General features: G+C 69.6%; 16 protein-coding genes. 5 read left to right on the top strand and 11 right to left on the bottom strand.

Annotated features, from left to right (window positions below; translation table 11 throughout):
* Nucleotides 1-5: 5 nt before the first annotated feature.
* From ACODR1_RS06010 to hutI, 9 genes are all read right to left on the bottom strand, one after another.
* Nucleotides 6-1,676, bottom strand: a complete 1,671-nt coding sequence (locus tag ACODR1_RS06010) for a methyl-accepting chemotaxis protein (RefSeq protein WP_488879631.1) — start codon at nucleotides 1,674-1,676, stop codon at nucleotides 6-8.
* Nucleotides 1,676-2,251, bottom strand: a complete 576-nt coding sequence (locus tag ACODR1_RS06005; RefSeq protein WP_488879630.1) for a chemotaxis protein CheW — start codon at nucleotides 2,249-2,251, stop codon at nucleotides 1,676-1,678. Before ACODR1_RS06005 ends, ACODR1_RS06010 begins: the two co-directional genes overlap by 1 nt.
* Nucleotides 2,252-2,258: 7 nt before the next feature.
* Nucleotides 2,259-3,689: a CheR family methyltransferase gene (locus ACODR1_RS06000; protein WP_488879629.1), complete on the bottom strand. Its 1,431-nt coding sequence runs from the start codon at nucleotides 3,687-3,689 to the stop codon at nucleotides 2,259-2,261.
* On the bottom strand, nucleotides 3,686-4,186 hold the full coding sequence (locus tag ACODR1_RS05995; RefSeq protein WP_488879628.1) for a chemotaxis protein CheW: 501 nt from the start codon (nucleotides 4,184-4,186) through the stop codon (nucleotides 3,686-3,688). The genes ACODR1_RS06000 and ACODR1_RS05995 overlap by 4 nt, the downstream gene beginning before the upstream one ends.
* A 39-nt stretch (nucleotides 4,187-4,225) precedes the next feature.
* A complete protein-coding gene (locus tag ACODR1_RS05990) occupies nucleotides 4,226-4,768 on the bottom strand; it encodes a HutD/Ves family protein (RefSeq protein WP_488879627.1) in 543 nt (180 codons plus the stop codon).
* 117 nt (nucleotides 4,769-4,885) lie between these two features.
* Nucleotides 4,886-6,550 carry a urocanate hydratase gene (gene hutU / locus ACODR1_RS05985; RefSeq protein ID WP_488879626.1) on the bottom strand — a complete coding sequence of 555 codons (1,665 nt, stop codon included), beginning with the start codon at nucleotides 6,548-6,550 and terminating at the stop codon, nucleotides 4,886-4,888.
* A 125-nt stretch (nucleotides 6,551-6,675) separates the two neighbouring features.
* The gene (hutG, locus tag ACODR1_RS05980; RefSeq protein WP_488879625.1) at nucleotides 6,676-7,497 is read right to left on the bottom strand and encodes an N-formylglutamate deformylase; all 822 of its coding nucleotides are present in this window, start codon (nucleotides 7,495-7,497) and stop codon (nucleotides 6,676-6,678) included.
* The gene (gene hutH, locus ACODR1_RS05975) at nucleotides 7,494-9,044 is read right to left on the bottom strand and encodes a histidine ammonia-lyase (protein WP_488879711.1); all 1,551 of its coding nucleotides are present in this window, start codon (nucleotides 9,042-9,044) and stop codon (nucleotides 7,494-7,496) included. Before hutH ends, hutG begins: the two co-directional genes overlap by 4 nt.
* Nucleotides 9,026-10,234, bottom strand: coding sequence for an imidazolonepropionase (hutI, locus tag ACODR1_RS05970; RefSeq protein ID WP_488879624.1), 1,209 nt, complete (start codon nucleotides 10,232-10,234; stop codon nucleotides 9,026-9,028). The genes hutH and hutI overlap by 19 nt, the downstream gene beginning before the upstream one ends.
* 139 nt (nucleotides 10,235-10,373) lie before the next feature.
* Between hutI and ACODR1_RS05965 the strand changes: the two genes are divergently transcribed.
* The 5 genes from ACODR1_RS05965 (at nucleotide 10,374) to ACODR1_RS05945 (ending at nucleotide 16,811) form a co-directional block, all read left to right on the top strand.
* Nucleotides 10,374-11,780 (top strand): formimidoylglutamate deiminase, encoded by a 1,407-nt coding sequence (locus ACODR1_RS05965; RefSeq protein ID WP_488879710.1) that lies wholly within the window; start codon nucleotides 10,374-10,376, stop codon nucleotides 11,778-11,780.
* The gene (gene hutC / locus ACODR1_RS05960) at nucleotides 11,777-12,487 is read left to right on the top strand and encodes a histidine utilization transcriptional repressor HutC (protein ID WP_488879623.1); all 711 of its coding nucleotides are present in this window, start codon (nucleotides 11,777-11,779) and stop codon (nucleotides 12,485-12,487) included. The genes ACODR1_RS05965 and hutC overlap by 4 nt, the downstream gene beginning before the upstream one ends.
* 91 nt (nucleotides 12,488-12,578) lie before the next feature.
* Complete coding sequence (locus ACODR1_RS05955) at nucleotides 12,579-13,121, top strand: UTRA domain-containing protein (RefSeq protein ID WP_488879622.1); 543 nt, start codon at nucleotides 12,579-12,581, stop codon at nucleotides 13,119-13,121.
* A gap of 133 nt (nucleotides 13,122-13,254) precedes the next feature.
* Nucleotides 13,255-14,349 carry a DUF3667 domain-containing protein gene (locus tag ACODR1_RS05950; RefSeq protein WP_488879621.1) on the top strand — a complete coding sequence of 365 codons (1,095 nt, stop codon included), beginning with the start codon at nucleotides 13,255-13,257 and terminating at the stop codon, nucleotides 14,347-14,349.
* Nucleotides 14,350-14,504: 155 nt separating this feature from the next.
* Nucleotides 14,505-16,811, top strand: coding sequence for a TonB-dependent receptor (locus ACODR1_RS05945; protein ID WP_488879620.1), 2,307 nt, complete (start codon nucleotides 14,505-14,507; stop codon nucleotides 16,809-16,811).
* A 196-nt stretch (nucleotides 16,812-17,007) separates the two neighbouring features.
* Here ACODR1_RS05945 and ACODR1_RS05940 read toward each other — a convergent pair whose 3' ends face one another.
* Nucleotides 17,008-17,763, bottom strand: coding sequence for an SDR family NAD(P)-dependent oxidoreductase (locus ACODR1_RS05940; protein ID WP_488879619.1), 756 nt, complete (start codon nucleotides 17,761-17,763; stop codon nucleotides 17,008-17,010).
* 52 nt (nucleotides 17,764-17,815) lie between these two features.
* Nucleotides 17,816-19,429, bottom strand: coding sequence for an alpha-L-fucosidase (locus ACODR1_RS05935; protein WP_488879618.1), 1,614 nt, complete (start codon nucleotides 19,427-19,429; stop codon nucleotides 17,816-17,818).
* Between the last annotated feature and the right edge of the window lie 65 nt (nucleotides 19,430-19,494).

Raw genomic sequence — 19,494 nt, 5'->3', positions numbered from 1 at the left:
CGCGATCAGGTCCGGTAGCGCTCGGACAGGGCCAGAAGCTGGCGCGACAGGTCCGACAGGTTGGCGGCGGCCTCGTCCAGCTGGCGGGTGCCGGCGGCGGTCTGCTGGCTGGCTTGGCGGATGTTCTGCAGCGCGCCCATCACCTGCTCGATGCCCAGCTGCTGCTGGTTGGTCGAGGCGACGATCTGCTGGAAGGTCTGGACGCTTTCCTGCACCCGGCCGGTGATCTCGGTGATCGTGCGCTGGGTGGTGTCGGTGCGCTCCTTGCCGGCGGCGACGCGCTTGACGGCCTCTTCAGTCAGCATCACCGAGGCGTTGATGCCGCGCTGGATGTCGCCGAGGATCGAGCGCACCTGGGTGGTGGCCTCCTTGGCCTGGTCGGCCAGCATCTTCATTTCCGAGGCCACGACCGCGAAGCTGCGGCCGTTCTCGCCGGCCGAGGCGGCCTCGATGGCGGCGTTGAGGGCCAAGAGGTGCGAGCGCTCGGAGATGTCGTTGACGGTGGCGATGATGTCGCCGATCGCCTGGGTCTTCTCCGACAGGGCGACGATGTTCTCGGCCACGGCCTCGGCCTGCTCGCGGATGGCGTCCATGGCCTTGGCGGTCTCGTCGACGGCGCGCAGGCCCTCGTTGCTGGTGTGGGCTGTCGCTTGAGCCGAAGCGATCACTTCCTGGGCGCGCTTGCCGATCTGGGCGCCGGAGTGGGTGATCTCGTCGACGGTGGCGGCGGTCTCCTGCACGGCGGCCAGCTGTTCCTCGACGCTGGCGGCCTGCTCCTGGGTCGAGGCGCGGATCTCGGCGGTGGCGGCGTTGAGGTTCTCGGTGGCCTCGCGGCTCTGGCGGGCCAGCACGACCAGGCCGTCGACCATGGTGTTGAGCGTGCCGCCCAGCTTGCCGATCTCGTCGGTGCTGGTCGCGGCCGCGCGGCCGGTCAGGTCGCCTTCGCCCACCTTGCCGACGAAGCCCATGAAGGCGCTTAGGGGCCCGACGATCGAGCCGCGGATGGCCCAGGTGATCGCGCCCGAGATCGCGGCGGCCACGATCAGGGCGATGATGATCGACACCTGGCTGACCTTGTAGACGTCGTTGATGCGGCGCTGGCCCGACAGGATGGCGTCGTCCAGCACGTCTTCCGCGCCCTGGATGCCGCGCCCGAACTCTCCGCGACGCTGGACGAGGGCGGTCTGGGCGGCGGCGACGCCGGCGCTGTCGTTGCGGCGGATGGCGCTGAACAGGTTCTCGGTGTCGGTCCGGCCCTGGCGCGAGGAGGCGGCGGTCTGGTTCAGGTAGTCCTCGATGCGGCGCCAGGCGTCGGCGCGCTCGGCCGACAGGGCGCTTTGGCGATAGTCGCGGGCGGCCGCGGCGGCCTTTTCCAGGGCCGTGTCCATGTCGACGCCGCGCTGGCGCCAGCGGGTGACGGGGTCTTCCTCGTTGCCGCCGACTCCGCCGGCCGAACGAGATAGATAGCTGGTGATCACCGCGTCGCTGGCCGCGCGCATCTCGTTGGCGGTGGTGCGGATCTGGGCGACCTGGCGAACCACGGCCATGTCGCGGGTGACGATGGTCTCGGTGGTGTCCTTGACCACGCCGATCTGGACGAGGCCGAACAGGCCCACGCCCAGCAGCAGGACGGTGACGGCCGCGAAGCCGAGGATGATGCGGTTGGCGATGGTCACTAGGCTCTTGCCCCCAAGGCGGCGGAAAGGTGGTCGGCGACGAGGTCGTCGAGATGAAGAAGGGTGACGGTGCGGCCCGCCAGATCGCCGGGGCCTTCGGCCACGACGCCGCGCGCGCCGCCCTCGAAGGCGTCGGACCCGATCGCTTCGCGGGAGACCTTGGCGGCGCCGGGCGAGGCGTCGACGCGCAGCGCCAGGTTTCCCGCGCCGCGCAGGGCGATGATGAAGCCGGGCGCGTCGGGCGCCGCAGGCGCGCCGCCGGTCAGGCGGGAAAGGTCGAGCACGCGGCGCAGCCGGCCCTCGACGCTGGCGAGGCCCAGGAGACCAGGACGCCCGCCGGCTGGGGTCAGGCGGCGCGGCTCGAACGGGGTCACGCGTTCCACGGCGGCCAGCGGCAGCGCGAAGAGGCCCGCGCCGGCCTGGCACAGCAGCACGTCTTCCAGCGGCGTTTCGGGTTGGGGCGCGATCCGGCGCTCGGCCAGCCGACGGGTGCGCGCCGCCAGGATCGCCTGGGCGCGCGCATCGTCCAAAAGTCCCCCCAATCCGTCGCCGGATACGGCGTCGGCCTTACTCATCTCGTTCTTACACCCCCACGAGCGACTGCAGCAGCAGACGGACGCTCTTGCACAGCTGGCCGGCGTCCAGACCTGCGCCGTGGGCCAAACGCGTGTCCGACGGAACGGTTCCGGCGATCTGGGCGGCGGTTTTCAGCGAACGGGCGGCGGCCTTGCTCCGTCCGCGCTCCAGCAGCAGCAGGCCCAGGTGGTAGTGCGCCAGGGCGAAGCCGCGATCGAGATAGAGCGCCCGCTTGAAAGCCGCCTCGGCCGGAGCCGGACGCCCCAGCGCCCGCAGCACCAGGCCGTCGTGCAGGTGCAGGGCCGGATCCTCCGGCGCGAGCGCCAGGGCCTGCCGGCAGGCGGCCTCGGCGGCGAGGTAGTCGCCGGCGTCGGCCAGGCGTCGCACGCTCTCCACCAGGTCGGCGGCGGGCGGCGCAGGGGAGGGAACGGGCGTCGGGATCGGCGCCGGCCGCCAGAGCGGCGACGGCGTTTCGGCCAGTGGCTGAGGTTCGGGCTCCGGCGCGGCGAAGACTTCGAAGCTCGGTCCTGGCTGGGCCGGGCGCTCCGGATCGGCCGGGCGATAGGCTATGGTGCCCGGCAGCTGGGTCACGTCCAGCAGCTTGCCGAACGCGGGGTTGGGTTCGGCATGGCCCAGCAGCAGCCAGCCGTCCGCCGAAAGCCTACTGCCCAGCGCGCCGACCAGCTGCTCGACCACGTCGTGGTGGAAGTAGATCAGCACGTTGCGGCACAGGATCAGGTCGAACTCGGTCAGCTCCAACGGTGGGGCGGGCCCCAGCAGGTCGAGCAGGTTCTGGCGCTCGAACCGCACCAGGCCGCGATAGGCGCTTTTCAGCGTCCAGGTGTTGCGGGCGGTCTCGGTGAACCACTGGGCGCGGTCGGCGTCGCTGACCGCCCGCAGCGCCCAGCGGCCGAACTGGCCCTTGCGCGCGGTCTCCAGGAAGGCGGCGTTGATGTCGCCGCCGAGGATCGAGATCCGCCACTCGCCGATCGCCTCGCCCAGCATCTGCGACAGCAGGATGGCGATCGAATAGGGCTCGGCTCCGGTGGCGCAGCCGGCGCTCCAGATGCGGATGCGCTTGTCCTGGGCCCTGCGTTCGAGGATGTCGGGCAGGATCGTCTCGCGCAGCGCGGTGAACTGTTCGGCGTAGCGGAAGAAGAAGGTCTCGCCGATGGTGATCTCGGTCTCGAGCGCCGCCCATTCGGCCTCGCCCTCGTCATCGCTCGCGAGGCGTTTCAGGTACGCGCTGACGTCGCGGTCACGGTTGGCCAGCAGCCGCCGCTGCACGCGGTCCCACAGCACCTCGTCCTTGTCGGCGTAATAGTGGTGGCCGGTGCGGGCGATCACCGCGCGCTTGAGGCGCTGGAACGGCTCGTCGGCGGCCAGGGCCAACAAGCGCGGAGCCTGGGGGCGCTGGGCCGCCCGGAGCGGTTTCACGCCGGCTCGCTTTCCCAGGCCGCGAGACGCTCCTGGGCCCGACGGGCGAACTCGCCGAGGCGAGCCTTCTCCTCGGCCAGCAGCAGGTGCTCGGGCGACAGCACCGGCGTCAGCCGGCCGTCGATCAGGGCGGTCTCGGCGATGCAGCCGCCCAGGCTGTCGGCCTCCTCGACGGCCTGGGTGTCGGGCGCATGGGCGGCGGCGTCGGTGACGCGGTCGACCAGCAGGGTCACGGCCGGCGCGCCGGCCAGCGGACGCAGGCGGATCAGGTGACGATAGAGGGCGGGGGCGGGGTCGCCGCCCTCCGACTCCAGAAGACGGTCCAGCGCCAGGGCCGCGACGGCCTCGCCGCCCAGATTGACGAAGCCGGCCAGCACGCGCGGCGCGCCGGGCGCGGCGACCAGCTCCGGCACGGGCAGGATCTCGGCCACCGCCGCCTGCGGCAGGGCCGCTTCCAGCGCGCCGGCGCGAAAGGTCACATAGAGGCTGCTGGTCATTCCGGGCTCCGCAACGGATCGATCCCGCCGACGCTCAGGTCAGGCCGGATCGACGCCGATCAGCAGCAAACGCCCGTCTACGGTCAAGGTTGCATCGGGATCGACAATCAGCGCGTCCTCGGCGAGCAGGACCTGATCTGCGACCCGGGCGGGAGCGAGCGCGACCAGCACCGTGGTCCGCGCCGTGGCGGTGATCGTCTCGGGGCCGTCGATGCGCCGGACCGACCCTCGCCATTCGCCGCGCCGGACCATCAGGTTGAGGTCGCGGATCGGACCGGCGTCCAGCGTCGCGGACGCCGGTGCGTCGCCAGGAAAGGGCAGGGGCTTCGAGGCCTCGTCCAGCACGACCTCGCCCTGGCCCTCGATGGTCAGCCGCAGCCCCGCGCCGGCGATCACCGTCAGAACCCGGTCGACGTCGGGGAAGACGGAGAACGGACCGGCCGTCGCCACCTGCGCGATGCTCAGCCGCCAGTCGAAGGCGGACAGATCCGCGCCCGGCGGCTGGGCGGCGATCTCCCAGGTCGTCCCGCCGCCGTTCTTCCACGGCGTGGGTTTGCGATCGGCGGCGGGGAGGAGGCGCATTATGTTCTCCAGCTAACCAGCGTCGTCATCCCGGCTGGCGCACTGCGCTTGGCCCTTTGGTCCCGGATAAGCCCTGCGGGCTTTCCGGGATGACGCATTTGGGAGGGCTTGGGGGTGTCAGAGGATCCCCGGCAGGTCCAGCCCATGCTCGCGCGCGCAGTCCTTGGCGATCTCGTAGCCCGCATCCGCATGCCGCATCACGCCGGTGGCCGGGTCGTTCCACAGCACGCGCTCGATCCGCTTGGCCGCGGCGTCGGTGCCGTCGCAGACGATGACCATGCCCGAGTGCTGCGAGAAGCCCATGCCCACCCCGCCGCCATGGTGCAACGACACCCAGGTGGCGCCCGAGGCCGTGTTGAGCAGGGCGTTCAGCAGCGGCCAGTCCGACACCGCGTCCGAGCCGTCCATCATCGCCTCGGTCTCGCGGTTGGGCGAGGCGACTGAGCCGCTGTCGAGGTGGTCGCGGCCGATGACGACGGGAGCCTTCAGCTCGCCCCTGGCGACCATCTCGTTGAAGGCCAGGCCCAGGCGGTGGCGATCGCCCAGCCCGACCCAGCAGATGCGCGCCGGCAGGCCCTGGAACTTGATCCGCTGGCCGGCCATGTCGAGCCATTTGTGCAGGTGCGGATTGTCGGGGATCAGTTCCTTCACCTTGGCGTCGGTCTTGGCGATGTCTTCCGGATCGCCCGACAGGGCGGCCCAGCGGAACGGCCCGATGCCTCGGCAGAACAGCGGGCGGATATAGGCCGGCACGAAGCCGGGGAAGTCGAAGGCGTTCTCGACGCCTTCTTCCAGCGCCATCTGGCGGATGTTGTTGCCGTAGTCGACCGTGGGGACCCCGGCCTTCTGGAAGTCGAGCATGGCTTGCACGTGCACGGCCATCGAGGCGCGGGCGGCCTTGTTGACGCTGGCCGGATCGCGCTCGCGGGCGTCCATCCACTGCTCCAGCGTCCAGCCTGCCGGCAGGTAGCCGTTGATCGGATCGTGGGCGCTGGTCTGGTCGGTCAGCAGGTCAGGGCGGATCCCGCGCGCGTACATCTGCGGCAGCAACTCGGCGGCGTTGCCCAGCAGGCCCACCGAGATCGGGGTCTTGGCCGCGCACGACTCCTCGATCCAGGCCAGGGCCTCGTCGAGGTTGTCGGTCGAGCGGTCGAGATAGCCGGTGCGCAGCCGCATTTCGATGCGCGAGGGCTGGCACTCGATGGCCAGGCACGAGGCCCCGGCGAACACCGAGGCCAGCGGCTGCGCCCCGCCCATGCCGCCCAGGCCCGCCGTCAGCAGCCACTTGCCGGAGAGATCGCCTTCATAGTGCTGGCGGCCCATCTCGACGAAGGTCTCGTAGGTGCCCTGAACGATGCCCTGGGCGCCGATATAGATCCACGAGCCGGCGGTCATCTGGCCGTACATGGCCAGGCCCTTCTTATCGAGCTCGTTGAAGTGCTCCCAATTGGCCCAGCGCGGCACCAGGTTGGAGTTGGCGATCAGCACCCGCGGCGCGTCGGCATGGGTGCGGAACACGCCGACCGGCTTGCCCGACTGCACCAGCAGCGTCTGGTCGCCTTCCAGCCGCCGCAGGGTCTCGACGATCTTGTCGTAGCTTTCCCAGTCGCGGGCGGCGCGGCCGATGCCGCCATAGACCACCAGCTCCTCGGGCCGCTCGGCGACGTCGGGGTGCAGGTTGTTCATCAGCATCCTGAGCGGGGCTTCGGTCAGCCAGGACTTGGCGGTGAGCTCGGTTCCGGTGGCGGGACGGATGACGCGGGTGTTGTCGAGGCGGGTCATGCGGGTCTTTCAGCGGGGCCGCCCTCGTCCTTCGACAGGCTCAGGATGAGGGCTAATGCGGGCGCAGCGGTTCAGTCGAAAACCTCATCCTGAGCTTGTCGAAGGACGAGGTTTTCGTTTTGCGGTCAGGCTTGCGAAGCGAAGTCCACGCAGGCCTTCAGCACGTCGCCTAGCACGCTGCGCATTGGCGCGGCCTTCTGCGGGCGGTAGGGCGAGGGCCAGGACTGCGGGGTGATGCGGGGCGAGGGGTCGTCGATATAGCCGCGACAGGCCAGTTCCATCTGCACGGCGTGGATGCCGCGCTCGGGCTTGCCGTAGTGGCGGGTGATCCAGCCGCCCTTGAAGCGGCCGTTGGTCACCATCGGCAAGCCCGAGGTCTCGCAGGCCGCCTCGACCGCCGCCGCCAGGGCCTGATCGCAGCTCTGTCCGGAATTCGTGCCGATGTTGAACACCGGCAGCTCGCCGGGAAAGAGGCGCGGCGCCCGCGAGCGGATCGAGTGGGCGTCGTACAAAACGACCTTGCCATGCAGGGCCAGCAGCCGGTCGATCTCGGCCCGCAGCGCCGCGTGATAGGGGATGAACCAGCGCTCGCGGCGGGCGGCGATCTCGGCCTCGTCCGGCTCCTGGCCCTCGGCATAGAGCCGCTCGCCGTCGAAGGTGTCGGTCGGGCACAGGGCGGTGGTCGCCATGCCTGGATAGAGCGAGGCGCCCGACGGGTCGCGATTGACGTCGATCACCGTGCGCGACACGGCGGTCCGCACCGTGGTCGCGCCCAGATCGTCGGCGAAGTTGTAGAGCCGCTCGATCCACCAGTCGGCGTCCTTGCGAGCCAGCCAGGGCGAGACAAGGCGTTTTTCGATGTCCTCGGGGATGAAGGATCCCGAGTGGGGGATGCTGACGATCAGCGGCGCGTCGCCCCGCCAGACTTCCAGCCAGTCGCTGCTCATGTGGTCGCTCCGGGCAAGGGAACGCCGGCCGCCGCGTCGATGATCGCGCCGGTCCGCACCAGGATGTTGGCCGCTTCCATGTCGGGATGGAAGTGACGGTCGTCCGACAGGTGCGGCACCTTGCTCCGCACCACGCCCCGCACCGCCTCGAGGGCGGCGCTGGAGGTCAGCGGCGCGTGGAAGTCGCAGCCCTGCGCGGCGGCCAGAAGCTCAATGCCGATCACCGCGGTTGCGTTCTCCACCATCGACAGCAGGCGGCGCGCGCCGTGGGCGGCCATCGACACATGGTCTTCCTGGTTGGCCGAGGTCGGGATGGAGTCGACGCTGGCCGGATAGGCCTTCTGCTTGTTCTCCGAGACCAGGGCCGCAGCCGTGACCTGCGGGATCATGAAGCCGGAGTTGAGGCCGGGCTTGGGCGTCAGGAAGGCCGGCAGGCCAGACAGCGCCGGATCCACCAGCATGGCGATGCGGCGCTCGCTGATCGAGCCGATCTCGCAGATGGCCAGGGCGATCATGTCGGCGGCGAAGGCCACCGGCTCGGCGTGGAAGTTGCCGCCCGACAGGGCCTCGTCGGCTTCCGGGAAGATCAGCGGGTTGTCGGAGACGCCGTTGGCCTCGGTGGCGAGAGTCGTGGCGGCCTGACGCAGCACGTCCAGGGCCGCGCCCATCACCTGCGGTTGGCAGCGCAGGCAGTAGGGATCCTGAACCCGCTCGTCCTCCTTGAGGTGCGAGGCGCGGATGCCGGAAGACGCCATCAGGCTGCGCAGGGCCGCGGCGGTCTCGATCTGGCCGGCGTGGCGGCGCAGAGCGTGGATGCGCGGATCGAACGGGGTGTCGGAGCCCTTGGCGGCCTCGGTCGAAAGCGCGCCGGTGACCAGGGCTGACTGGAACAGCTCCTCGGCCTCGAACAGGCCGGCCAGGGCGTTGGCGGTCGAGAACTGCGTGCCGTTCAGCAAGGCCAGCCCCTCCTTGGGGCCCAGTTCGACGGGGGCGAGGCCGGCGCGGCTCAGGGCTTCGAGGGCCGGCTTGCGTACGCCGCCGACGTCGATCTCGCCGACGCCGATCATGGTCGCGGCCATGTGGGAGAGCGGCGCCAGGTCGCCCGAGGCACCGACCGAGCCCTGGCTCGGCACCACCGGCGTCAGGCCCAGTTCGAGCATGGCTTCGAGCAGTTTCACCGTCTCGACCCGCACGCCCGAGGCGCCTTGGGCCAGGCTGGCCAGCTTCAGCGCCATCATCAGCCGGATCACCGGAACCGGCGACGGCTCGCCCGTGCCGGCGGCGTGGGACAGCACGATGTTCCGTTGCAGCGTCGCCAGGTCCTCGTCGCCGATGCGCACGCTGGCCAGTTTCCCAAAGCCGGTATTGATGCCGTAGACCGGCTGGCCCTTGGCCAGGATGCGGGTCACGGCGGCCGCGCTGGCCTCGATCACCGGCCAGGCGCTGTCCGCCAGGCGCGCTGCCGCGCCGCGATGGACGGACTTCCACTGGGCGAGGCTGACCTCGCCGGGATGCAGGACTTCGGTGTTCACGAAACGGCGCTCCAGACGCGCGCATGGAGCGGGTTGAAGCCCATGCGGTAGACAAGTTCGGCGGGACGCTCGACGTCCCAGATGCAAAGGTCGCAGGCCTTGCCGGCTTCCAGGGTTCCGCGGTCGGCCAGCACGCCGAGAGCCCGGGCGGCCTGCCGGGTGACGCCGGCCAAGCACTCGTCCACGGTCAGGCGGAACAGGGTGGCGGCCATGTTCATGGTCAGCAGCAGGCTGGTCAGCGGCGAGGTGCCGGGGTTGCAGTCGGTCGCTAGGGCCAGCGGCACGCCGGCTGCGCGCAGGGCGTCGATCGGCGGCAACCTGGTCTCGCGCACGAAGTAGTAGGCGCCGGGCAGCAGCACCGCCGTCGTGCCGGCCCCGGCCATGGCCGCGATCCCGGCCCCGTCCAGGTGCTCCAGGTGATCGGCCGACAGCGCGCCGAACTCGGCGGCCAGAGCCGCGCCGTGGAGGTTCGACAGCTGCTCGGCGTGCAGCTTCACCGGCAGGCCGTGGGCGCGGGCGGTTTCGAATACCCGGCGGATCTGGGCGGGCGAAAAGCCGATGCCCTCGCAGAAGCCGTCGACGGCGTCGGCCAATCCTTGGGCGGCGACAGCGGGGATCATCTCGTTGCAGACGAGGTCGATATAGCCGTCGGCGTTCCCCTTGAATTCCGGCGGCAGGGCGTGGGCGCCCAGGAAGGTGGTTCTGACCGACACGGGCCGCACCCTGGCCAAGGCGCGGGCGGCGCGCAGGCTCTTCAGTTCGTGCTCCAGCGACAGGCCATAGCCGGACTTGACCTCGATGGTCGTCAGGCCCTCGGCGATCAGGGCGTCCAGGCGGGGCAGGGCGGCGGCGACCAGCTGCTCCTCAGTCGCCTCGCGGGTGGCCTTCATGGTCGAGACGATGCCGCCGCCGGCCCGGGCGATCTCTTCGTATGACGCGCCGGCCAGCCGCAGTTCGAACTCGTGGGCGCGATCGCCCCCGAAGATCAGGTGGGTGTGCGGGTCGATCAGGCCGGGCGTGATCCAGCGGCCGTCGCAGTCGACGATCTCGGCGGCGTCGAAAGCGGGGGCGTCGGACATGGGGCCGGCATGGACGATCCGACCGTCCTTGGCGGCGATCACGCCGTCTTCGACGACGCCCAGGCCGGGCGCATCCTCGGCGAGGGTCGCAAGCCGGGCCTTGATCCAAACCCGATCGCACCGCATCGCCAGCGCCTCCCGTGACGTCTTGAGTCGTGCTCCGCGACCCTTGCGGCGCGGTTCAATATGTATAGACATATTCGCGAGCGACGAGGATTGTCCAGTGAGCGACGCCGAGAATCTTGAAGGCACGGAAGAGGCCGCCGTGGAGGCTTCGAACGAACCCGCTCCGCAGGTCGCTCCCGAAGCTCCCAAGGACGTCGTCGTCTGGTGCGAGAGCGCGCTGCTGGCCGACGGTTGGGCCAAGGGCGTGCGCCTGACCCTGTCCGAGGGCCGCATCGCCCGCATCGACACCGACGTCGTCGCCGGAAGCGAGCCTCGCCTGGGCGCGGCCCTGCCGGGCATGCCCAACCTGCACAGCCACGCCTTTCAGCGGGCCATGGCGGGCCTGACCGAGGCGCGGGGGGAGGGGAGCGACAGCTTCTGGACCTGGCGCGAGCTGATGTACCGCTTCGTCGAGCGGCTGGACCCCGACGCCCTGCAGGCCATCGCCGCCATGGGCCAGGTCGAGATGCTGGAGAGCGGCTTCACCCGCGTCGGCGAGTTCCACTACCTGCATCACGACACGGACGGTGCAGCCTTCGACAACCCGGCCGAGATGGGGGCGAGGATCGCCGCCGCCGCGCAGGAGACCGGCATCGGCCTGACCCTGCTGCCGGTGTTCTACGCCCACGCCGGCTTCGGCGGCGCCGCGCCGGGCGAAGGCCAGAAGCGCTTCGTCACCGACGTCGACGGCTATGCCCGCCTGCTGGAGGCCAGCCGCGCCGCCGTCGCCGGCCTGCCCGACGCGGTGGTCGGCATCGCGCCGCACAGCCTGCGCGCCGTCACCGCCGAGGAACTGACCGCCATCACGCCGCTGGCGGCCGGCGGTCCGGTTCACATCCATATCGCCGAGCAGACCAAGGAGGTCGACGACTGCCTGGCCGCCACCGGCCAGCGTCCGGTGCGCTGGCTGATGAACCACGCCGACGTCGGCAAGCAATGGTGCCTGGTTCACGCCACCCACATGAACGCGGTCGAGACCGAGCGCCTGGCCAAGAGCGGCGCTGTGGCGGGCCTGTGCCCGATCACCGAGGCCAATCTCGGCGACGGGGTCTTTCCGGCCCACGACTACCAGGCCGCCGGCGGCGCCTTCGGCATCGGCTCGGACAGCAACGTGCTGATCGACGCGGCCGAGGAACTGAGGGTGCTGGAATACTCCCAGCGCCTGACCCGCCGCGCCCGAAACGTGCTGGCCGGCGGTCCCAGGCGATCGACCGGCGGCGAGCTGTGGCGCGCGGCGGTGGCTGGCGGCAGCCAGGCCCTGGGCATGGGCCGTCCGGGACTGCGTCGCGGCGCGCCGGCCGACTTCGTGACCCTGGATCGCGAGCATCCGGCCATCGTCGGCCGCAGCGCCGACGCCCTGGTCGACAGCCTGGTCTTCGCCGGCCGCTTTGGGGCGATCGACAGCGTCTGGCGCGCCGGCCGTCCCGTGGTCTCGGGCGGTCGTCACCGGCACCGCGAGGTGATCGCCGAGCGCTATCGTCAGGTGCTAAAGAGCCTGCTGTCGTGAGCACCGTACCGCTGCACCAGCGCATCCGCGACGAGATCGAGGGCCTGATCCGCTCGGGCGCGTGGGCGCCGGGCCACCGCGTGCCGTTCGAGAGCGAGCTGATGGCCCAGTACGGCTGCTCGCGCATGACCGTGAACAAGGCGATGTCGGTCTTGGCCGAGGCCGGGCTGATCGTCCGCCGCCGGCGCGCCGGCTCGTTCGTGGCCCGCCCCAAGGTGCATTCCACCGTCCTCGACATTCCCGACATCCAGGCCGAGATCACCGCCCGGGGCGAGACCTATGCCTTCCGGCTGCTGGCGGCGGAGCAGCGGCAAGCCGATCCCGACGACGGCGACGAGGCGGATCTGGCCGGGGAGGGCGAGCTGATCGTCCTGCGCGGCCTGCACATCGCCGGCGGCCGGCCCTTCGCGCTGGAGGACCGGCTGATCAGCCTGTCGGCCGTGCCCGAAGCCGCCGTCGCCGACTTCGCCGCCGAGCCGCCCGGCGCCTGGCTGCTGCACCACGTTCCGTGGACGGAAGCGGAAAGCCGGATCAGCGCCGTGGGCGCGGAGCCCGCCGTCGCCGAACTGCTGGCGCTGGATCCCGGCGCGGCCCTGCTGGCCGTCGAGCGCCGCACCTGGCGGGCCGGCGAGCCGGTCACCCGCGTGCGCCAGCTGTTCCCCGGCGAGGCCTACGACCTGGTCGCCCGCTTCGGCCCCGCGCGCTGACCTTGCCGCCGCGTCCTTGGCGTTAACGTTCGGCGCGCTACACCTTCGGATGAGCCGCCTGGACAGGCGGCCGTCTGGGGGAAACGCCATCATGAACGGGCAAACGCTGAACCTGCTGCCGGCCGCCGAGGTGCGCCTGCCCGGCCTGGACCTTTGGGACGGCTCGCCCGACCCGCCTCGGCGAGAGGTGCGGATCCTCGACGTGATCCATCGGATGTTCGACTTCGCGGTCGACCGCACCAACACCATCGAACGGCGGGTGCTGCATCTGCGCGCCCTTCACCTGCTGGACGGCAAGCCGGTGCTGGTCGAAAAGCGCGTCATGCAGGACAGCCTGGTCTTCGCGGCCCTGGGGTCGTCGGAGCGAACCTTCGCTGATCCGCTGCGGACCTGGAACGCTATCCCCGACATCGCGGCGGGGCGCGCCAAGCTGGCCTTCTCCGATACGCGGGCGTTGCCTTGCCAGGCCGAGGAGGCCGGACTTCTGGAAGCGAGCGTCGGCGTTCCCGCGCTGGTCTATCGGCACGAGGCAGCCGACAAAGAGCACCAGATATTCTTCAACGTCGAACAATGCGCCGTGGGCCTGAAGCTGCGAACCCTGGAAGGCAAGGCCTACTGGGACTACCTCGACTGACGCCTGCCGGTTGGGCGAAGCGGCGGGATCGTCGATCCTCCGGCGTTCGGCTCGTGCATGCACGCCCAAGCTGTCGTACATCACCACGCGAGCGCGGGCTGAATCGCGCTCGGGGCGTGCGTGGGGACGTGGCGTGAAGGAACTCGAGGCGATCACCGGCGGAGCGCTGGGCGGTTGGATGGCGCGGTTCAAGTCGGATGGCCGTTCTAGCCATTCCGCGCCGCCGCCCGGGACCAAGTGCGACAACTGCGAGACCGAGCTGGTCGGGCACTATTGCCACGCCTGCGGCCAGGAGGCCTCGGATCATCACAAGTCGATCCTGCACGTCACCTGGGAAGCCATCGAGGGGATGTTCCACTTCGACGGCCGCCTGTGGCGCACCCTGCCGTGGCTGTTCGCCCGCCCCGGCACGCTGAGCCGCGAGTATCTCGACGGCAAGCGCGCCCGGCACGTGCCGCCGTTCCGCCTGTTCCTGGTCTCGCTGCTGCTGTTCATCCTGTCGGCCGAGGTCGTGATTCATAAGGCCATGCACGAGGCCCAGCACAAGGGCGACCATGCGGCCCAGGCCCAGCACGGCGACGCCAAGGGCGCCGCCTCGCACGGCCCCGCCAAGACCGACGAGCACGGCAAGCCCGTTCCGCCCAGCATCAACGGCAGCGTCAGGGCGATCCCCGGCGAGGTGACCAACGACATCCAGCAGTCGATGAAGGAGGGCGGCCTGCTCTCCGACGGTGTCGATGCGAACGGCAAGCGCACCTTCATCGACGTGGGCGAGGTCGAGCCGACCGAGCGGGCCAAGCTGGAGTGGTTCAACACCCAGCTCAACAAGGTCGTGGCCACGCCCGGCTACTTCGTCGCCGTGGTGTTCGGCTGGGGCCACCGGCTGGCGGTGTTCCTGCTGCCGATCCTCGCCCTCAGCCTGGGGGCCTGCTACTTCTACCGCCGCAAGTTCTACATGTACGACCACCTGATCGTGTCGATGAACTATCTGTCGTTCATCTTCCTGCTGTGGGCGGTGGTGATGATCCTGCCGGCCCCGGTGCGCGACATCGGCGTGCTCGTGGCGCTGCTGTGGGCGCCGGCGAACCTGTTCATGACGCTGCGCGGGGTCTACGGCTCCAACGTCTTCGGCGCCCTGCTCAAGACCACCATCGTCTGGTTCTCCGCCCAACTGGCCTTCGTGTTCCTGCTGGCGGGCCTGCTGTGGCTGGGGCTGTCGCAGATCTGACGGCGTTCTGCCGATTTATTGTTCGCGGACGGACTTTATCCCCATCCGTCCGCGGCGGGTGTCATGACAGCTTTGCAAGCGGCTGTTATCCGAACGGCGTGTTGCGGAAATAATCAACAGCCGCAGACACTTCTACGTAAAAAGGGGATTACTTCGTGTCCAACAAGACCCTCGGCCGGTCGGCGCTGTTGCTGACCAGCGCGCTCGGCGCGCTCGCGTTCGCCGCCGCCGCCAACGCCCAGGAAGCCGCCGGCTCCACCAGCCTGGAAGAGATCATCGTCACCGCCGAGCGCCGCTCGGTGAACCTGCAGGATACGCCGGTGTCGGTCGGCGTGGTCGCCGGCGACCAGCTGCGCGCCATCCAGGGCGGCGGCGACGACATCATCTCGCTGTCGGGCAAGGTTCCCAGCTTCTACGCCGAGACCACCACGGGCCGCATCTTCCCGCGCTTCTACATCCGGGGCCTGGGCAATATCGACTTCTACCTCGGCGCTTCCCAGCCGGTGTCGATCATCCAGGACGACGTCGTCCTCGAGCACGTGGTGCTGAAGTCGAACCCGGTGTTCGACGTCCAGCAGGTCGAAGTGCTGCGCGGCCCGCAGGGCTCGCTGTTCGGCCGCAACACCACCGCCGGCATCGTCAAGTTCGACACCATCCGCCCGAGCGAAACCTTCCAGGGCCGCGCCAGCGCCTCCTACGGCACCTACGGCACGACCACCTTCGACGGCGGCATCGGCGGCCCGATCGCCGGCGACAAGCTGATGTTCCGTGTCTCGGCCCTGTACCAGCACCGCGACGACTGGGTGGACAACACCTTCGCCGGCACGAGCCTGGACGGCACCGTCACCCCGCGCAAGAACGCCATGGGCGGCTTCGACGAGAAGGACGCGCGCCTGCAGATCCTGGCCAAGCCGACCGAGCAGCTGACGGTCCTGGCCTCGGCCCACGTGCGCAACTACGAGGGCACCTCGACCCTGTTCCTGCGCAACGCCATCAAGAAGGGCTCGAACGTCGTCAACGCCCCGCGCGACAGCGTCGCCTACGACGAGGCGCACGACAATCCGCAGGCCTACGACACCAAGGGCGCCTCGCTGAACGTCGCCTACGACTTCGGCGGCATGACCCTGACCTCGATCAGCGCCTATGAGACCACCAGCGGCTACAGCCGCGGCGACACCGACGGCGGCGCCGGCGCCAACTTCCCGGTCGGCGGCGTGGCGAACGGCTTTGGCCAATCGATGGGCCAGGTCCGCGACCTCGACCAGCTGACCCAGGAGATCCGCCTGGCCAGCAACGGCGAGGACCGCCTGAAGTGGCAGGTCGGCGCGCTGTATTTTGACTCGCGAGACACCACCGACTTCTACCAGCGCGGCTACTTCCTCAACACCGGCGTCGCGGCCCGCAATCCCAACAACTGGGTGCGCCTGAACAACCTCAACACCTCGTGGGCCCTGTTCGGCCAGGTCAGCTACAAGGTGACCGACGCCCTGACCATCACGGCCGGCGCGCGCGACACCTACGACGCCAAGAAGACCCGCCTGGCCAAGACCTCGCTGACCGCCGCCGGCGCCGACACCTACGCCGGCCGTCGCTTCGTGCGCCTGTCGGACGAGCAGCCCAGCTGGGACCTGAGCGCCCTATACGAAGTGAACCCCGACCTCAGCGTCTATGCGCGCGTGGCCAAGGGCTTCCGCGGTCCGACCATCCAGGGCCGTTCGGCGGTGTTCAACTCCGACTTCACCACGGCCGACTCCGAGACGATCCTGTCGTGGGAAGCGGGCTTCAAGAGCGTCCTGCTCGACAACAGCCTGCGCCTGAATGCCTCGGCGTTCACCTACAAGGTCAGCGACATCCAGCTGAACGGCAACGACGCCAACGGCAACGGCGTGCTGTTCAACGCCGATGAAGCCAAGGCCTACGGCATGGAAGCCGACGCCGAGTGGCGTCCGATCGCCAACCTGACCCTGACGGCGGGCCTGAGCCTGCTGCACAGCGAGATCAACGACAAGCGGGTCTACGCGCAGGTCTGCGCGCTCAACAGCGTGGTGGTCTGCACGGTCAAGACGCCGACGGTCGCGATCCCGGGCGCCTTCGGCACCAACTACTTCACCCAGATCGACGGCCAGCCGCTGCCCAACGCGCCTGAATACAATCTCAGCTTCACGGCGCGCTACGAGCTGCCGGTGGGCGCCGACGGCAAGCTGTTCGCCGCCACCGACTGGAACAAGCAGGGCTATACGAACTTCGTGCTGTACGACACGGCCGAGTTCTATTCGAAGGGCAACTTCGAAGGCGGGCTGAAGCTCGGCTACGAAGGTGGCGACGGCGCCTACGAGGTCGCCTTGTTCGCCCGCAACATCACCAACGAGAAGAACCTCAAGGGCGTGATCGAGAACTACATGGCGGCCGTCTACAACGAGCCGCGCATCGTCGGTATCTCGCTCAGCGCCAAGCTGCGTTGATCCTGAGCTTCTGAGCTAGGGAAGCGCCCTCCGAGCTTCGGTTCGGAGGGCGTTTTCGTTTCTGATCCTCCCCCTCTGGGGCAGGTGGCCCGTAGGGCCGGAGGGGGGAAGTTCTCAGCTTCCGGGGCGTTGGCCGCCTCATCAGCCACTCCCCCTCCGTCGGCTTCGCCGACACCTCCCCCAGAGGGGGAGGATCTTAGAGCGACTGCCCGTCATCCACGGTGAACACCGAGCCCGTCACCGCCCGCGAGGCGTCGGAGGCCAGGTACAGCGCCGTGGCCTCCAGGTCGCTGGTGTCCATCAGCCGCCGGCGCGGGAAGCCGGCCACCAGCTTTTGGCCGCCCTCGCTGTCGAACCAGGCGTCGTTCAGTTCGGTGCGGATGTAGCCGGGGCACAGGACGTTGACGTTGATGCCCTTGCTCGCCCACTCGCGGGCCAGGCTCTTGCCCATGTGGGCCGTGGCGGCCTTCGATGCGCAATAGGCGGTGATGCCCGGCAGCACCTTGTGGGCGCCGATCGAGGCGACCAGCACGACCCGGCCGCGCGCCTCCACGCCGGCCTTGACCATCCGCCGCGCACCTTCGCGAGCGGTCAGGAACACGCCCCTGGTGTTGACCCCGAGGATCTTGTCGAAGTCCTCGATGGCGATATCCAGCGCCGAGGCCCGAACGTTGATCCCGGCGTTTGCGATCACCGAGTTGGGCGGACCCCAGGCGGCTTCCAGCGCGTCGTAGGCGGCGATCACCGAGGCCTCGTCCTCGACGTCCATCGATACCGCCAGGGCGGAGCCGCCGGCCGCCTCGATCTCGCCGACCAGGGTCGCCAGACGGTCGGCCCGCCGCGCCGCAACCGCCACCCGCGCACCGGCCTTGGCGGCGGCCAGCGCCAGGTTTGCGCCGATGCCGGACGAGGCTCCAGTGATCAGCACTGTGCGGCCGGTGAGGTCGGTCATGGCGGTGTGCTCCCTGGCGTCTTTCCAGGGAGCATACGAGTGTTTGAAAGGCTTAGGCCAGCCCCGGTCCTTCGATCTTCACCACCGAGGCGAAGGTCGGCCGCCGTTCGGGCAAGGTGATCTTCAGGCCCTTGTCGTCGCGGGTGAAGGGCAGGGGATCACCGCCAAGCAAGCTGACGCGCCGGACCTCGCCGCTCGCATGCAGCGCGCCCACGGCCAGGCTCTCGATGACCATCTCGCGGCCCGGCTCGACCAGCGGCAGGGCGTAGAGCGCGCCGGCCTTGGTGGTGAAGCGGATGTCGCGGGCCTCGAACGGCTTGGCGTCGCCCTCGTTCTGCATCCCCTCGACCAGGCGGGTGGGACCCTCGCCGTAGATCTTCCACGGACGGGTCGAATAGATCGCCTCGCCGTTTACGGCGATCCAGCCTGACATGTCGGCCAGGACCTTGGCTTCCTTGTCGTCGATCGAGCCGTCGCCGCGCTGCGGGATCGACAGCATCAGCGTGCCGTTCTTGCTGACCACGTCGGTCAGGCGCTGGATCACGTCCTTCGCGGTCTTGTAGCCGTCGCGCTCATAGAGGCCGCGGTCATAGTGCCAGTTGCCGATGCAGGTGTCGGTCTGCCAGGGCTCGTCGCGCAGGCGGTCGGAGAAGCCGCGCTCGACGTCCTCGACAATGGCCTTGCGCTGGAAGGGCGTCAGCTTCTTGCCGGTCACCACCACGTCGGTGCGGCCGGTCTGGCGCACGGCGTTGTTGTAGAAGTGCGCGGTCGCCTCCAGCCCCGCCTGGCCCAGCGGCAGGGCGTAGTTGTCGAAGTAGACCATGTCGGGCTTGTAGCGGTCGACGAGGTCGTTCTGGCGCAGCAGCCACTGGCGCACGAAGGCGGGGTTGTTGGCCGGCGGGGCCTCGATCCACTCGCCGTCGTGCTTGTCGTGCCAGGCGTTGGCCTCGGCGATGGAACCCACCCCGTCGGGGATCACCATGTTGGGGCCGGTATAGAGCTCCTGCGGGTCGAGCCCTTCCCACCACTTGCCCTTGCCGTCGGCCTTCCTCAGACGGAAGGCGTCGTAGCGCTGGCCCTTCAGGGGGCCCTCGGCGTCGTAGCCATAGGCCGTCTGCCACCAGTGCCAGGCATGGGCGGCGTGGTTGGAGACGGCGAACTTCAGGCCATGGCGGCGGGCGACCTTCTCCCAGGTCCCGACGATGTCGCGCTTGGGTCCGACGCGGGTGGAGTTCCAGGCGTGGTGGCGGCTGTCGAACAGGTCGAGATTGTCGTGGTGGTTGGCCATCGACATGAAAAACTTCGCGCCGGCGGCGACGTAGGATTTCATCAGCGCCTCAGGATCCCACGCGTCGGCCTTCCAGCGCGGGATGAACTCCATGAAGCCGAACTGCGTCGGGTGGCCGTAGGTCTTCACGTGGTGTTCGTAGAAGGGGTTGCCCTGCTGGTACATCTGCCGGCCGTACCAGTCGCCGTACTCGGGCACGCATTGCGGACCCCAGTGCGACCAGATGCCCAGCTTGGCGTCGCGGAACCAGTCCGGCGTCTTGTAGCCGGCGGCCAGCGACTCCCACGACGCCTTGAAGGGACCGCGAGACGCGGCGAGGGCGGGCGAAGCGGCGAGGCCGGCGGTCGCGCCGAGGAGGGCGCGGCGGGTGAAGGGCATGGTCGGTCTCGTGTCTCTATCGGTCGGTGGGTCTCCCTCGTCCTTCGGCAGGCTCAGGATGAGGG

It is taken from the genome of Caulobacter sp. FG7 (genome assembly GCF_057808875.1).
Note: the sequence above shows the minus strand (reverse complement) of the source record. Positions and strands in the feature narration are given on the sequence as shown.